This is a genomic window from Nakamurella alba (assembly GCF_009707545.1).
In the GTDB taxonomy this organism is placed as follows: Bacteria; Actinomycetota; Actinomycetes; order Mycobacteriales; family Nakamurellaceae; genus Nakamurella; species Nakamurella alba.
The window spans coordinates 193,266-208,637 of record NZ_WLYK01000006.1; the positions used below are offsets into that span (position 1 = coordinate 193,266).

Here is a 15,372-nt window from a genome sequence, read left to right on the forward strand (position 1 = left end):
TCGCTGTCCCGGTCCCGGTTGCCTGGCGCTCAGCGCAGGGCGGCGATCGCCGCGTGCACCCGCTTCGCGGACACCGGCACCGCGGTCCGCATCGGCTGGGCGAAGGTCGCCACCCGGAACTCGTCGAGCATCCGGGCCACCTCCCGCACATCGGGATCGCCGGACCGGCCCGCCGCCGCCACGTCCAGCGCAGTGGTCACGTCGTCGAGATCCCTTTGCAGACCGTCGATCTCCGCCGACCGCAAGCGATCCCGGTCCGGCGCCTCCCGCACCCGGGAGGCCCGGACCGCCAGCGCCTGCAGCCATCTCGTCAGATCGGGGAGATGCGCGGCGCCGGTCCGGGTGAGGAAACCCGGCGGCAGCAGCCGCACCAGCTGCTCGCGCAGGTCGCCGATCCGGTCCCGCAGGCCGCCCGCACCCGGTGACGCCGCCACCGCGTCGATGGCCGTCTCCGCTTCGTGGGCGGCGCGCAGCACCGCCTCCGCGGCGATCACCACGTCCAGCACCGCCTTGGGCACCTGCGGTGTCAGTCTGGTCACCAGCCTCTCGAAACCCGTGACGTCCCAGGCCGGCCCGCCGGCCCAGTCGAACAGCGCATCGATCGCGGCGGTGGTCGCGTCCGCCAGCAGCACCCCGAGGTCGCCGTGCGGGGTGACGGTCAGGGTCAGCTGCTGTGCCTTGGTCAGCCCGTTCCGCACGTGCGCCACCGGCGGCTTGATCCGCAGGGCCAGCAACCGGATCGTTCCGCGGCGCATCGCCCGCAGCTGGTCCTCCTCGGACGTGAACACCCGGAGGCCTGCGCTCGCCCCGTCGTCGACCAGCGCGGGGTAGCCGAGGATCTCCTGCCCGGCCACGACGCTGCGCACCTGTTGCGGGATCCCCTCCTCCGGGAACACCGTGAGACCCGAGCGTTCACGGGCGCCGTGCACCTGGCTCGCCGACACGGTGGCGACCGCCTTGCGGGTGTCTGCGCGCAGCGCCGCTTGCAGCTGGTCCAGGTCCTTGCCCGCGGCGATCTGTGCGCCGGCCGGATCCACCACCCGGAAGGTCATCCGCAGGTGTGCCGGCACCTTCTCCAGGTCGAAATCACCAGGGGTGACAACGATTCCGGTCAGTGCGGTGAGCGCGCCGGCCAGTTCCACCGGCAGCGGACCGTCACCGGCCCGGGCCAGTGCCGCAGCGGCGAAGTCGGGCGCCGGCACGAAGTTGCGGCGCAGCGTCTTGGGTAGGGACCGCAGCAGCGCCACCGCGAGATCCTTGCGCAGACCGGGGATCTGGCGTTCGAAGGCGGCCGGATCGACCCGGGCCAGCACGGCCAGCGGGATGGTCACCGACACTCCGTCGTCCGTGCGGGCCGGGTCGTAGACGTAGTCCAGGTCGAGGTCGACGCCGCCGGAGGTGAACGTGTCCGGGAACGCCTCCGGATCGACGTCGACCGCGCCGGCCGAGAGCAGCATCTCCGGGGTGAAGGTGAGCAGCCCCGGATCGGTGCGCGACGCCTTCTTCCACCACGCGTCGAAGTGCCGAGCGGAGGTCACCGACGCCGGGATCCGGGCGTCGTAGAGGGCGAAGAGCGACTCGTCGTCGAGCAGCAGGTCCCGACGGCGGACCCGGTCCTCGCGCTCCGAGACCTCCTCCATCGCAGCCTTGTTCGCGGCGAAGAACGCGTGCCGGGTCTGCCAGTCACCCTCCACCAGCGCGTGCCGGATGAACAGCTCGCGGGCCAGCGACGGGTCGACGTGGTCGAACTGCACGGTGCGCGCGCCGATCAGCGTGACCCCGAGCAGGGTGACCTTCTCGGTCGCCACCACGCTGCCGCGGCGGGCGTCCCACCGGGGCTCGGAATAGCTGCGCCGCAACAGGTCCCCGCCGACCTCCTCCACCCAGAGCGGATCGACGGCGGCCGCGGTGCGTCCCCAGAGGCGAGAGGTCTCGACGAGTTCGGCGGCCACCACCAGCTTCGGCGGCGACTTCGCCAGCGCCGATCCGGGCCACAGCAGGAAGGCGGTCCCCCGCGCGCCCTGGAACTCGCGGCCCGCCTCGGACTTCAGGCCGATGTGCGAGAGCAGGCCGGAGATCAGCGCGATGTGCACCGCGCGGGAGTCGACCGGCGTGGTGGCGAGGGTGCCGCGTCCCTGCTGGGTGGCCGGCTCCTTCCCGGGCCGCTCGGTCGGTGCTGCCTGCTCGCCTTCCTGCATCCCGCGCAGGCCGAGCTGGCGGGCGATCTGCCGGAGCTGGGCGTGCAGGTCCTGCCACTCCCTGATCCGCAGGTAGTGCAGGTACTCCTGCTTGCACATCCGGCGAAAGGCGTTGCCGGAACGGGCTTTCGCCTCGGTGCGCAGGTAATGCCAGAGGTGCAGGGTGGCCAGGAAGTCCGACTTCGGGTCGACGAACCGGGAGTGGGCGGCGGTCGCCTTGTCCCGTTCCTCCAGCGGGTACTCGCGGACGTCCTGGATCGCCAGCGCCGAGACGATCACCAGCATCTCCGGCAGCACGTTGCGCCGGTCGCCCTCGACCAGCATCCGGGCCAGGCGGGGATCCACCGGCAGTGCGGCGATCGACCGTCCGGTGGGGGTCAGTCGGGTGCGTCCGTCCTCACGGAGGATCGCACCGAGCTCGGTGAGCACCCCGATGCCGTCCGAGATCTGCCGCGAGTCAGGCGGTTCCAGGAACGGGAACGAGGCGATGTCGCCCAGATCGAGGGCGGCCATCTGCAGGATCACCGAGGCGAGCGAGGTGCGGGCGACCTCCGGATCGGTGAACTCCGGGCGGCCCAGGAAGTCCTCCTCGGAGTACAGCCGGATGCAGATGCCGTCGGCCACCCGGCCGCAGCGCCCTGCGCGCTGGTTCGCCGATGCCTGCGAGATCGGTTCGATCGGCAGCCGCTGGACCTTCGTCCTGGTGGAGTAGCGGGAGATGCGTGCGGTGCCCGGGTCGATGACGTAGCGGATACCCGGGACGGTCAAGGAGGTCTCGGCGACGTTGGTGGATAGCACGATCCGCCGGCCGGTGTGCGGGCTGAACACCCGGTGCTGGTCCGCCGCGGAGAGCCGCCCGTACAGCGGAAGCACCTCGGTGGTGCCGGGGCGGTACTGCAGGTGCCCGCGCAGCACCTCGGCGGTGTCGGTGATCTCCCGTTCGCCGGACAGGAAGACCAGGATGTCGCCGTCGCCCTCGGCCGAGAGTTCGTCCACCGCATCGCAGATCGCCTGCGCCTGGTCCTTGCTCTCGGTGTCGTCGCGCTTTCCGGTCGGTCGGGCGGACGTCGGCTCGTCGAACTCGTCCTCCCCCGACTCCTCCGGCCCGCACGGGCGGTACCGCACCTCCACCGGATAGGTCCGCCCGGACACCTCGACCACCGGCGCCGGCACACCGGCCGTCGCGAAGTGCCGGGAGAAGCGGTCGACGTCGATGGTCGCCGAGGTGATGATCACCTTGAGATCGGGCCGCCGGGGCAGGATCTCGGTGAGGTAGCCGAGCAGGAAGTCGATGTTGAGGCTGCGTTCGTGGGCCTCGTCGATGATGATCGTGTCGTAGGCGGTGAGCAGCCGGTCACGGTTGATCTCGGCGAGCAGGATGCCGTCGGTCATCAGCTTGACCAGGGTGTCCGGCCCGGTGTGGTCGCCGAACCGGATCGAGTAGCCGACGGCTCCGCCCACCTGGGTGCCGGTCTCCTCGGCGATCCGTTCGGCGAGGGCGCGGGCGGCGATCCGGCGGGGCTGCGTGTGCCCGATGAGACCCTTGACCCCACGGCCGATCTGGAGGCAGATCTTCGGCAGCTGGGTCGACTTGCCCGACCCGGTCTCGCCGGCGACGACCACCACCTGGTGGTCGCGGATGGTCGCGGCGATCTCGTCGACCTTGTCGCTGACCGGCAGTTCCTCGGGGAACTTCAGGACCGGGACCGCGGCTGCCCGCCGGGCCAGCTTCTGCTCGGCCGTCTCCACCGCGGCGAGGATCTGCGCCGTCGTCCGCCGCCGGTCCGCCTCGTCCCGGCTCTTGCGGAGGCCGGACAGGCGGCGTTCCAGTCGGGGGCGGTCAGCTGTCCCGAGCAGCTCGATCCGGGCACGCAGCTCTCCGGGCGTCGGGAGCGGGGTGTCGGAGCGGGCGGCATCCCGAGCACTGTCCGCCGAGTGTGCGGCCGCCGGGCCGGACGTCTCGGTGCCGGCAGTCTCCGCGATCGTCTCCCCATCGCGGCCGGCGCCGGCGGTACCAGGCGTGCCCTGCGTGGACTCCGGGCGGCGACGTCGTGGTCGCCGGCGGCGCGGACGGGTGCGCTGCGTCGGCTCCCCCGATTCGGCAGGTGTCCGCTCGGGGCCCTGCTGCCCGGTCGCCGGGCCGGGAACGGCGGGCGACGGAACGGGCTCGGACATGACTGCTCCAGTTTAGGCGCGGCCGGCCACCGGTTTCCCGCTCCGAGTCTTTCGAGCGGCCGTCGGTGTGACCGGACCGCCCGATCCGGTACTTCCGGACGGGCGACATGTCCCGCATGATGCAGAGCCGGGCCGGCGTGTGCCGGCCGGGTGGCGCAGTCGGACGCAGGAGCAGCAGGGGGCGGGATGCGGGTGGGATCAGGGCGGGTGGCTGCGACCGTCGTCGGCGCGACGCTGGCCGTGATGGGTCTCGCCGGCTGCGCCTCATGGGCCGGCACCGACGCCGCGCCGATGGGAACCAGCGGGTCCGTCACGGTCGAGTTGAGCGTGGCGCCGTTGAGCGGCGGCCGCTGCCCCGGAGTCGTGCAGACCGACGGAAGCTGCTTGCCATCAGTGCAAGTCATCGACGACGGCACCGACACCGCACCGGGCTCCACTCCGGAGTTGTCCCCCGAGCTGCAGGAGCAGCTGGAGCTCGCCCGCTGCGAACTCGAATGGGACCGGTGCGAACTGATCGACGGCACAGCCGTTCCGGAACCGGGTGCCTCGTCGATCGTCGCCCCGCCACCTTCGGAGGTGGGTCCGCTCGGCGCCATCGGCAACGGTGCCGACCTCGTTCGCACCTCTTTCGACACCGGTACCGACGCCGCCTTCGATGCCGTCTGCGCGGAGTCGCTGGCCCCGCGGTCCGCCGATGGCGACGATCCGACGCCGTCGGTGGCCGGTATCGAGTGCGTGGACGACCCGGCGAACGAAGGCATGACCGCCGCCGACCTGGTCCGGGGCGCGGAGGAGTCGTTCAGCACGTTCGTCGTCATCGCAGACCGCATCACGCTGACCGACCCGAGCCATCCCGTGCTGGTGGTGGACCTCGCCGAGGAGCCCGGCCGGGCGTTCCGCGCCGCACCGGCGATGCTCTGGGACCTCGACGCCAACCTGAGCATCGGCAACATGTGGTTCTCCGAGTTCGCCGACGCCGCCGACGCCTCCCCGGGCGGCGTCCTGCGTGATCTCGGCTGAGGGCGTGACGATGCTCTTCGGACGCAGCCGGACCCTGGCCGTCGGCGGGGCGCTGGTGGTGAGCGGCCTGCTCCTCTCCGGGTGCGCGGAGTGGGCCGGCACCGATGCAGCTCCGATCGAGGTCCCGGCATCGGCCATGGTCACCGCAGCGACGCCGACCACCGAACAGTCTCTGGCGATCGCCCAGATGATCGAGCAGTGCGACAAGGCTTTCACCAGTTGCTCGTTCATGGTCGAACCGGGCCAGACCCTGCCGCCCGAGATCGAGGCCTACATCTCCAGTCGGTCCGCCGCGCAGGAGAGCGCGCTGAGCTCGGCCATGGCACAGAACGACTCACCACCCGAGGAGTCCGGGGACTCGTACGGCGAGGGCCGGGCGCAGCTGTTGCGCTCCTACTTCACCCACGAGACTGATGCGTCGTTCGACGCGGTGTGCGCCGAAGCGCTCGAGCCGCAGGCTCCGGACGACGGGGACTACCCGGCCGGGCCGGCCGCGATCAACTGCGTCGAGGACGAGGCCAACGACGGTCGGTCCGCCGAGGATCTCGGCGGACCGGGGTGGGACGAGGACTCCGACGGCGAGTTCCCGTCCCCCGCCTACTACTTCGTCGCCGACGAACGGACCCTGACCGACCCGACTCACCCGGTGCTGGTCGTCGACCGCGTCGAGGAGGCCGGGCGTTCCTTCCGGGCCGCCCCGGCCATGCTCTGGGACATCGACGCCAACCTGAGCATCGGCAACATGTGGTTCTCCGAGTTCGCCGACGCCGCCGACGCCGCCCCGGGTGGCGTCCTGCACGACCTCGGCTGAGCGACGGCCCCTGAGTCAGCGCGCGGCGAGTGCGTCCGCGAACCACTCGAAGGCGGCCGACCCGAGCGGGTAGGGCTTTTGTCCCTGCAGGATCCGGAGCAGCCACCAGTACCGCTCGACGCGCCGGTCGGTGAAGGTGCGGATGGTGCGGCCCAGCTCGTGCGCCTGTTCCGCGGGCAGGTCCCCGACGATCCGGGACAGCACCAGCTGGCCCTCCGGACCGGTCGGGTCGATCCCGGCCCGCTCGGCCGCTCCGGCGTGCTCGAGCACCAGGGTCGGGTCCATCGCCTGCTGCTCGGGAGTGCGCTGCGACCCGGCCATCGCCATCTCCCGCACCCGGGCGGCGAACGCGGGATCCGCCGCCAGCCCGGCCAGTTCCACCCAGGCCTCGACCTGCTCGGTGGTGGGCTCGTCCGGCAGCTCGGGCGGCAGCGCCCGCATCAGGCGCCCGAGTCCGGCGCCGGGTGCGTCATCGGGGATGCCGGCGAAGGCGGTGGCGGCGAAGTCGTCGAGCAGTCGTTGCCGCTCCGGGGCGGTCATCCGGGCCAGGTCGTTCATCAGGGTCAGCTCCCTCTCGGACAGTCCGTCGAGGTCACCGCCACCACTGCGGGCGATGAGCGTGCACACCGCACGCTGCACCCGCAGCGCCCGGATCTGCTCGTCGATCGCCCGGACATGGGTGGCGGCCACCTCGGCGATCCCCACCCGGCGGGCGAGGACCGTGCGCACGTCGTCGAGCCCCAGGCCGAGGTCGCGGAGCGTGCGGACGAGATCGAGCCGAGCCACCGCGGCGGCGTCGTAGCAGCGGTAACCCGCCGCCGTCCGGCCGGACTCGGGCAGGATCCCCTCGTCCGACCAGAACCGGATGGTCCGCACCGGCACACCGCTGCGCCGGGCGAGCTGACCGATGGTCAGCAGATGCTCGTTCCCGATCACGTGCGCCACCTTCCGGGTTCCAGCCGCTGGAAGGTCAAGCATCACCCGCGGGCCGAAGTCGGTGGCCGATGGCACCCCGCCGGTATTGACTGCCGGGGTGCACATCGGCATACGGACAGGGCTCGGTGCCGGCTTCTGGCGACTCTGGCCGGCGAGCGCGCTGTCCGACCTGGGATACGGCATCGGGGTCGCGGCCACCCCACTGCTGGCGGTGTCGCTGACCGACGACCCGATCCCGGTGACCCTGCTCAGCTCACTGCTCTTCCTGCCCTGGCTGCTGTTCGCCCTGCCGGTCGGGGCGCTGGTCGACCGGTGGGACCGGCGGCGCACCATGGCGCTGGCGAACTCGGCGCGCGCGCTGGTGATCGCCGGTCTGACGGTCCTGATCGTCACCGACACGGTGGGCATCGGCCTGCTCTACGTCGCCGCCGCACTGCTCGGCACCGCCGAGGTGTTCTACGACCAGGCGGCCCGGGCGATCCTGCCGGAGGTGGTGGCACCGGACCAGCTGGACCGCGGCAACAGCTGGCTGTCCGGTGCGGAGATGGTCGGGCAGCTGTTCGTCGGCGGGCCGATCGGTGCGGCGCTCTTCGCGTGGTGGGACGCCTCGCCGTTCGCCGGGATGGCGATCGGCTTCGCTGTCTCGGCGGCGGTGGTCAGCACCCTGCCGCGTCGGTCGACCCCTGTCCCGCGCGCCGGCACCTCCCTGCGGTCGGAGATCGCCGAAGGCCTGCGCTGGCTACGCGGGCACGCGTTGATCCGGGGCCTGACCGCCGCCTCTGCGCTCACCGCCGGCCTCGGGGCGATGTTCAACGCTCTCCTGGTCCTCTACGCCCTGCAGGTGCTCCGGCTGCCGGAGGCAGGTTTCGGCATCCTGCTCGTCGCGGGCGGCATCGGCGGGGTGGCCGGGGCGCTGGCCGCCACTCCGCTGGTCCGGCTCTGCGGCCGGTCCGGTGCGCTCGCCGTCGGCGCCTGCCTCTCCCCGATCGGGGTGGTGGTCATCGCGCTGGTGGACACCACCTGGATCGCCTGTTTGCTGATGGGACTGGGGACGGCATCGATCACGGTGTGGAACGTGGTCTTCATGTCGCTGCGCCAGGCGATCGTCCCGGAGCGGCTGTTCGGCCGCGTGCTCGGCGTCTACCGGACGGTGATCTGGGGCGGGATCCCGGTCGGGGCACTGGCCGGCGGTGTGCTGGCCGAGTTCACGTCCGTGTCGACCGCACTGCTCTGCTCGGGCGCCGGTCAGGCCCTCGTCGCCGTGCGCATCGTGCAGCTGCTGCGCCGGCACCGGGAGATCGTCGATGCCGGTGTGACGCGTCCGACCGACCCGTGACCTGCAACGGCGCTGAACGGGCGATCCGGTCTGGGAGACTCCACAGGTGATCCTGGGCTACCTGCTCGCCGTGATGGGCGCTCTCGGGTCGGGTCTCGGGTCCGTGGTGGAGTCGGTGGCGATCCGGCGGTCCGGCGCGTACGGCGGCGGCAACGACGACCTGGGCAAGATCGCCCGGCAGCCGCTCTACTGGACCGGGGTCTGCATCGACATCCTCGGGTTCGTCTGCGCCGCGCTCGCGCTGCACCTGCTGCCGCTGTTCCTGGTGCAGTCGGTGATGGCCTTCAGTGTGGGCGTCACCGCCACCATCTCCGCGATCCTCGGCACCCGGCTCGGCCGCCGTGGCTGGGTCGCCCTGGCCGTGTCGGCGACCGGTCTGGTGCTGCTGGGATTCACCGCCCAGACCGGTCCGGCCAAGGACATCCCGTCGCTCTGGCACTGGCTGCTGCTCGCGGTCGCACCCGTCGTCGGGATCATCGGACTCTCGGGTGACCGTGTCCCGCAGCGGGTCTCGGCGATCCTGCTCGGCTTCGCCGCCGGTCTGGGCTTCGCCGCGGTCGCGGTCTCGGCGCGATCGATGCCGGACATCAATTCGGTCGGCGACCTGCTCGGCACCCCGGCCGCCTGGGCCATCGCGGCGAACGGCGTCGTCGCGACCGCCGTGTTCGCCAAGGCGCTGCAGAAGGGCAGCGCGACCACGGTGTCCGCGGTCATGTTCACCACCAACACCGTGGTGCCGTCCGCGATCGGGCTCTCGGTGCTGGACGACAGCATCAGGTCCGGTTTCCTCGGCGCCGGGATCACCGGGTTCGTCCTCGCCGTCACCGGCGCCGTCGCCCTGGCCCACTACTCCGCCGTGGCCGTCGAGGAGCACGAGCGCACCCACCCCGCCCCCGCACCGGCCTGAATCAGGCGTCGCCGGAGTTCCGGTGATGTCCCCGATCTCGGCTGTGACACTGTCGTGCGCACACATAACACCGTTGTGGAATTGTCCGGACCTGCATCAGGCCAGCAGGATGCCGTTCGACCATCACCACTCCCCGGAGGTTTCCGTTGTTGCTGCGCCCTGCCCGCTTCCTCGTTGCCGCTGCGGTCGCCGCCGGCGTGCTCACCGGCTGCGGAAGCGGCACCACCCCGGCCGCGGAGACGGTGACGTCCACGGAAACCGCTGTGCAGACCGAGGTCTCGACGACCACCGCCACCATGACGACCATGCGCACCGTGACACCGGCGGCCGCGACGCCGAGTACCGAGACCGTCACAGTGACCTCGACCGAGAAGGCTGCGCCGCCGTCGACGGTCACCAACACGGCGGTCTCGACGGTGGTGAGCACGGTGACGACGACCGAGCCGGCGGTGGCCGACCTCGGGGTGGGCGGCTCGACAGATGACGACGAGGATTCCGACTCCGACACCTCCTTCGCCTACTTCTCCAACTGCTCGGAGGCGAAGGCCGCGGGCGCCGCACCCGTGCACCGTGGCGACCCGGGCTACAGCTCCGACCTGGACCGCGACGGCGACGGGGTGGCCTGCGAGAGCTGACCACCCGCGCACACGGACGCCGCGGGCCCGGGTCGGTGGGAGACTGACCGGGTCGGAGCGGTGTGGAGAGGACGTGCCAGGTGGCCTGGGATTTCGCCAAGTTCTTCAAGGGGCCCTCGCGGGAGGAGCGCCTGACGAAGATGGGCGTGCGCGGGGACGTGGTCGCCGCCGCCATGCGGATGGCGACGGATGCCCGATCCGACCCGACGCTGGTGGAGCTCACCGCGCTGCTGCCGGACGACGAGACCGTCCTGGTGGCGATGGAGGGCCGGTGGGAGAAGTACCTCGGCCTGGCCGTACTGACCACCCACCGGATCGCCTTCGCCGGCCACGGCTACGAGAACGGGTTCCTGGCCACCCTCGGCCTGGACGACGTGCTGGCGATCGAGCTGCCGAAGTCGGGCCGGGTCCGGTTCATCGGCCGGACGACCACCCCGGACGGGACCGCGGACGCGATGTTCGTCGACCGCACCCTGGGCACCTCGGCCGAGCAGTTCGCCGAGGCCGCCGAGAAGCAGCGCAAAATCGGCGAGGGACCGGCGCCGGTGGTCGAGAAGCGGGATCCGCTCGAACTTCTCGCCGAGCTGCGGCTGCTCCGTGACGCCGGAGCGATGACACCCGAGCAGTTCGAGGCGGAGAAGGCCAAGCTGGTCGCCGACCTGTAGCGGCGCCGGGAACGACGGGCCGGCAACGACGAACAGGGCCCCTCCGCCGCAGCGGAGGGGCCCTGTCCTGTCAGCTCAGGAACTCACTTGGAGCGGTTGGCCTCGAAGATCGAGCCCGATCCGTCCACGAACTCCACCCAACCCAGGTAGCTGGTGTTCGCGTCGAGCCCGGAGGCGGACGCGGTGACCGGCACCTTCTGGCCGGCCTTCACCGTGGTACTCGCCGGCGAGGTGGTGAACGAACCCACCCCACCCTCCGGCGCGACGGTGTAGGTGCGCCAGAGGTAGTCGGTCGAGGTGGTGCCGGCGGCGTTCGAGAAGCCCGCCACCACGGCGACGTAGTCACCGGCCTCGGGTGCGACCAGGTCGACGTGCTCCTGCGCCGAGGCGCTCGCCGACTGCCCGACGGCGTAGCCCACCCCGTCGATGATCTGGTAGACGGTGAGATCGATGTCGGCGCCGCTGCTGTCGTCCGGACCGTAGGCCGAGAACCGGACCAGCTTGGTGCCCTCCGCCACGGTCAGCGGGTACTCGTTCTCGCCGTCGGCGGTGACGTTGCCGTCCTCGCCGACCCCCGCCGCCAGTCCGAAGCCCTTGGTGGTGAAGGGACCGGAGAAGCCGGCGAAGGTGTCCCAGGTGACGGAACCCGAGGTGCCCTCGATGGACACGACCGGAGCGGTGTTCTTGAGCGCCACCGGCTTGACCGCGATGGGCAGCCGGACGGTCATCGGCTTGATGCTGCCGAACCCACGCTTGGATCCGGTGTAGACGGCACCCTTCCAGCTCAGGAAGCCGGTCGAGTACTCACCGAGCGCGGCATCCGTCCGGGTCAGCGTGACCTTGAAGGACTTGGTCTGGCCGGCCCGGTCGAAGAACAGGATGCTCGGCGACACGGCGACCTTGAAGCCCTTGACCCCGGTGATCTGCGGCTTGTAGATCCCCGGCTGGGTCGAGGTGACCGAGCGGGTGACCGTCTGGCTGCTCACCAGCTGACCGACCGCGATGGAGGCCTGGTTGTAATCGCTCGGGTCCTTGGCCGGCGCACCGCTGCCGGTGTCGAAGCCCGAACCCTCCAGGAAGCTCAGCCAGTCGCCCACCCCGGCGTTGAAGATCATGCCCGGGGAGAACATCTTCGACGGGTCGACATGGCCCGCACCCTGCGCGAACGGGTCGGTGTTCTTGCTGCCGTCCGCGTTCTTCAGGTCGTAGGCGGTGGTCATCATGGCCGACTTGATCGCCATCGGCGACCACTTCGGGTACTTCTGCTTGTACAGCGCCGCCAGGCCCGCGATGTGCGGCGCGGCCATCGACGTACCGGACAGGAAGTCGAAGTCACGGCCGTTGTTCGACGCCGGGGCGATCGCGGCCAGGATGTCGACGCCCGGGGCGGCGATGTCCGGCTTGAGGATGTTGCCGTCGGTCGAGGTGGACGGACCGCGCGAGGAGAACCCGGCGATCTGCGGGTACGGCGTCGGGGTGGAGGTGATGTTGCCCGGCACGAGAGTGGCGGTGGCACCGGCGGTCTGGGCATAGGCCTTGACCGCGTTGCCGTTCGGCGACTCGATGTGAACGGTCGGCACGGAGTGCACGTCGCCGTTCACGCCGCCGACGGTGACGTTCGCCAGGATCATCGCGGTGCCACCGGCACGCTTGACCTCGGCGGACTTGGCGACCCGGTCGTTGCCGCCGCGGTCGCACTCGACGATCTTGCCGGCCACCTTCGCCGGGTCGAGAGTCCCTTCGTAGCAACGGGTCGCGTCCGCGGCCACCGCACCCGGCAGCGCCACGGCCGAGGCCGCCACCAGCGGCAGCGGGCCGACCTGGGACAGCACGGTCGTGCTGGCGCCGGCGTAGACCGCGCCGTTGCCGAGCTTCACGGAGCCCTCGCGGGGCTGCAGGGTGCTGGCCGCGACGGTGGTCAGCCACGGGCTCGGGTGGTCCAGGGTGGACGATCCCGGGCCGCTGTTACCGGCCGAGGCGGAGACGAAGATGCCGGCGGCTGCGGCCGAGAGGAAGGCCAGCTCGATCGGGTCGTCGATCGAGGACTCGGTGGTCGAGCCGACCGAGAAGTTGATGACGTCGACGCCGTCGGACACGGCCGCGTCGACCGCGGCGAGGATGTCGGAGTTGAAGCCACCGGAGTTGTCCGGGTCGGCGGCGGTCCACAGCGCCTTGTAGACGGCGATGGACGCAGCCGGGGCGACGCCGGAGATGGCGCCGTAGCCGTAGCCGTCGACCGAGGCCTGCACGCCGTAGTTGCCGCCGGCGGTGGACCCGGTGTGGGTGCCGTGACCGTCGCCGTCACGCGGGGACTCGTAGTCGTTCGTCAGGTCGCCGGGGTAGGCGGCAAGGAACGAGTCGCCGAACCAGCGGGCGCTGATCAGCTTGGTGTTGCACATGTCGGCGGTGAATTCCTCGCCGGTCTCGCAGGCGCCGGTGAAGGTCTGGCCGTTCGCCTTCTTCATGACGATCGACGAACCCTGCTTGTAGGCCTTGGTCGGGTTCTTCGGATCGGCCTTGGTGCCGAGCTTCTCGCCGGCGAACGACTTCGACTCCGGCCAGACGCCGGTGTCGATGACGCCGATGACGATGCCCTTGCCGGCACCCTTCGTCCCGCCCAGGCCCTTCCACAATCCGTTGTTGCCGGACAGCTTGAGGAAGTCGTAGTCGACCCGGTCGTCAGAGGCCTTCACGAACGCGTCCTTGGTGACGGACAGGACCTCGGGGTTCGCGGCCAGCTCCTGGGCCTGCTCCCCGGTGAGTCCGGCGGTGAAACCGTTGAGGGCGATCGAGTAGTGATCGGTGGGAGCCACGCCGGCCGACTGGGCGACCGCGGCCTGGTCCCGGGCCAGCATCGTCAGGTAGCGGCGGGCCGCGGTGCTCGAGAGGTCGATCTTGGCTCCGTCGACCGGCTTCGTGGCCGGGATGCCCTCGGTACCGCCGGTGTAGGAGGCGACCGGGCTCTTCTTCAGCGTGACGATGTAGCGGCCCGGGGCGAACTCGGTCTGCGCCACCGGAGCGACCGTGGCTCCGGGGCTCGCGACGAGGGGTGCCGCTCCGGCTGTGCCCGGCGCGGCGCCGACGAGCGCCACCACCGTCAGGGACGAGATGGCCCAGCGGGATACCCGCCGGGCTCGCGTGCGTGACATGCAACCTCCGTTGTCTCGGGGACCCCGGCGCCACTCGGCTGCGGACCGGAGCGAGGACCTTCGGTGCGGGAACCGTGAGCAGTGCATGGGAGAGCGCTGGACGGAACCTGTGCCCGGACATCCTGAGCGCCGCGAACGACGGTGGCAAGTTCCGGCAACGTGTCCGTTTCGCGGAAATTCTCCGGTTGACCTGCCCTCTGCACAGCAAGGCTTCCGGCGCAATGCTGCTCATCGGGTGAACTGTGGCATCGTCGGGGTGACCACGGTGTCGCCCTGTCGACCGCCTCCGCCCTGGAGGTACCCACCCGCGGCGGTGCGCATCCACCCGGAGTACAGGGCACTCTGGAGCGAGAGCGGGATCGACGACGACCCGCACCGGAAGGAGGGTCGGCCGATGTCACGTCAGGACCGGACACCCCCGCGCGGGCTCCGCATCCGACCGGCCGCGCTGCCGACGCAGGAGGTACCGGACGATCGTCGTGCCGCCGACGCGGCCCGCGAGCACCTGCTGGCCGCGCGTCCGAGAGATCCCGCCCGGAGCCGGGGTGACGTCCGCGCACAGGTCACCGGCACCCTGCGCCAGGGTCTCCGCACCGGCAGCTGGGTGCTGACCGACGAGGTCACCGGCCGGGTCGTCGAGGTGAAGGGCACCCGCGGTCACGGTTTCCGCGACGGCCTCCGGGTCATCCTGCGCGGAGTCCTGCACACCGACCGGGTCACCACTTCTCAGCAAGGCACCCCTTTCACCGTCGACGAGATCGTCGTCCCCGGCCGCCGCTGACCGACCTGCGGGCGACGAGCCGGCGCGGGTGACCCGCTGCCGTCGCCCACCCCGGTCACCGGCCGTCGACTGCGTGTGCCGCGACGACCACGCATCGCAATTCACCCGTTCGCCCCTCGATGGCCGGCGCATGCACGCACGACCTCTGCCCACAAACGAGAGCACTGCTCTTGCATTCGGCCACGCAGCGGTGTTCACTGTTCACATCAGAGAGCAGTGCTCACAACAATGCGGAGGACCCGATGACCATGACCAGCTCCCGCTACATCCGCCCGGCCCGCATGGACGGCGTGTTCAACCGACTTGTCGGCTGGCTCGCCCGACGCGGGATCAGCCTGGCCGGCAGCCGCCAGCTGTCCGTGCAGGGCCGGACCTCCGGCGAGTGGCGCTCCACTCCGGTCAACCCGATGACCCTGGACGGGGTGCGCTACCTGGTCTCACCCCGGGGCATCACCCAGTGGGTGCGCAACATCCGCGTCTCGGGGACCGGGCGGCTGACCAAGGGCCGTGCCGTCGAGGAGTTCCGCGCCGTCGAGGTGGCCGACGCCGACAAGCCGGCGATCCTGCGCGCCTACCTGAAGGCGTGGAAGTGGGAGGTCGGCCGGTTCTTCGAGAACCTCGACGAGCACGCGTCGGACGAGCGGCTGCTGCAGGAGGCGCCGGGCTTCCCGGTGTTCCGCATCGAGCAGATCTGAACCGGGACCGACTGCCGCACAGCAACTGTCGCGCCGAAGCGAAACTCTTCCGGGGGAAAGGCTG

The 15,372-nt window shown here is 71.1% G+C and carries 11 protein-coding genes; 8 read left to right on the plus strand and 3 right to left on the minus strand.

The genetic code is table 11. The features are described 5' to 3' along the window. Positions 1 to 29: 29 nt before the first annotated feature. Positions 30 to 4,373, minus strand: a complete 4,344-nt coding sequence (gene hrpA / locus GIS00_RS16050; protein WP_154769454.1) for an ATP-dependent RNA helicase HrpA — start codon at positions 4,371 to 4,373, stop codon at positions 30 to 32. Positions 4,374 to 4,766: 393 nt separating this feature from the next. On the opposite strand from hrpA, the gene GIS00_RS16055 reads away from it, so the two are divergent. Together GIS00_RS16055 and GIS00_RS16060 are read left to right on the plus strand one after the other, a co-directional pair. After that, a complete protein-coding gene (locus GIS00_RS16055; RefSeq protein WP_407666879.1) occupies positions 4,767 to 5,393 on the plus strand; it encodes a DUF6924 domain-containing protein in 627 nt (208 codons plus the stop codon). A 10-nt stretch (positions 5,394 to 5,403) separates the two neighbouring features. After that, positions 5,404 to 6,204, plus strand: coding sequence for a DUF6924 domain-containing protein (locus GIS00_RS16060; RefSeq protein WP_407666880.1), 801 nt, complete (start codon positions 5,404 to 5,406; stop codon positions 6,202 to 6,204). Positions 6,205 to 6,219: 15 nt separating this feature from the next. Here the strand turns inward: GIS00_RS16060 and GIS00_RS16065 are convergent, their stop codons facing one another. Next, the gene (locus tag GIS00_RS16065; RefSeq protein ID WP_322098023.1) at positions 6,220 to 7,140 is read right to left on the minus strand and encodes a helix-turn-helix domain-containing protein; all 921 of its coding nucleotides are present in this window, start codon (positions 7,138 to 7,140) and stop codon (positions 6,220 to 6,222) included. Between the two features lie 97 nt (positions 7,141 to 7,237). On the opposite strand from GIS00_RS16065, the gene GIS00_RS16070 reads away from it, so the two are divergent. The 4 genes from GIS00_RS16070 to GIS00_RS16085 all read left to right on the plus strand — a co-directional run bounded on the left by GIS00_RS16070 (position 7,238) and on the right by GIS00_RS16085 (position 10,683). Then, the gene (locus tag GIS00_RS16070; RefSeq protein WP_196073312.1) at positions 7,238 to 8,476 is read left to right on the plus strand and encodes an MFS transporter; all 1,239 of its coding nucleotides are present in this window, start codon (positions 7,238 to 7,240) and stop codon (positions 8,474 to 8,476) included. A gap of 46 nt (positions 8,477 to 8,522) precedes the next feature. Further along, a complete protein-coding gene (locus GIS00_RS16075) occupies positions 8,523 to 9,383 on the plus strand; it encodes a DMT family protein (protein ID WP_230313680.1) in 861 nt (286 codons plus the stop codon). Positions 9,384 to 9,532: 149 nt separating this feature from the next. Further along, complete coding sequence (locus GIS00_RS16080; protein ID WP_230313681.1) at positions 9,533 to 10,018, plus strand: excalibur calcium-binding domain-containing protein; 486 nt, start codon at positions 9,533 to 9,535, stop codon at positions 10,016 to 10,018. Between the two features lie 80 nt (positions 10,019 to 10,098). Then, entirely contained in the window at positions 10,099 to 10,683 is a 585-nt protein-coding gene (locus tag GIS00_RS16085) for a hypothetical protein (protein ID WP_154769459.1), read from the plus strand. Positions 10,684 to 10,766: 83 nt separating this feature from the next. Here GIS00_RS16085 and GIS00_RS16090 read toward each other — a convergent pair whose 3' ends face one another. Continuing rightward, positions 10,767 to 13,832, minus strand: a complete 3,066-nt coding sequence (locus GIS00_RS16090) for a S8 family peptidase (protein ID WP_196073313.1) — start codon at positions 13,830 to 13,832, stop codon at positions 10,767 to 10,769. Positions 13,833 to 14,226: 394 nt separating this feature from the next. Here GIS00_RS16090 and GIS00_RS16095 point away from each other — a divergent pair, with 394 nt between their 5' ends. After that, complete coding sequence (locus GIS00_RS16095) at positions 14,227 to 14,613, plus strand: hypothetical protein (protein ID WP_154769461.1); 387 nt, start codon at positions 14,227 to 14,229, stop codon at positions 14,611 to 14,613. Between the two features lie 242 nt (positions 14,614 to 14,855). Next, complete coding sequence (locus GIS00_RS16100) at positions 14,856 to 15,308, plus strand: nitroreductase/quinone reductase family protein (protein ID WP_154769462.1); 453 nt, start codon at positions 14,856 to 14,858, stop codon at positions 15,306 to 15,308. Positions 15,309 to 15,372: the final 64 nt, after the last annotated feature.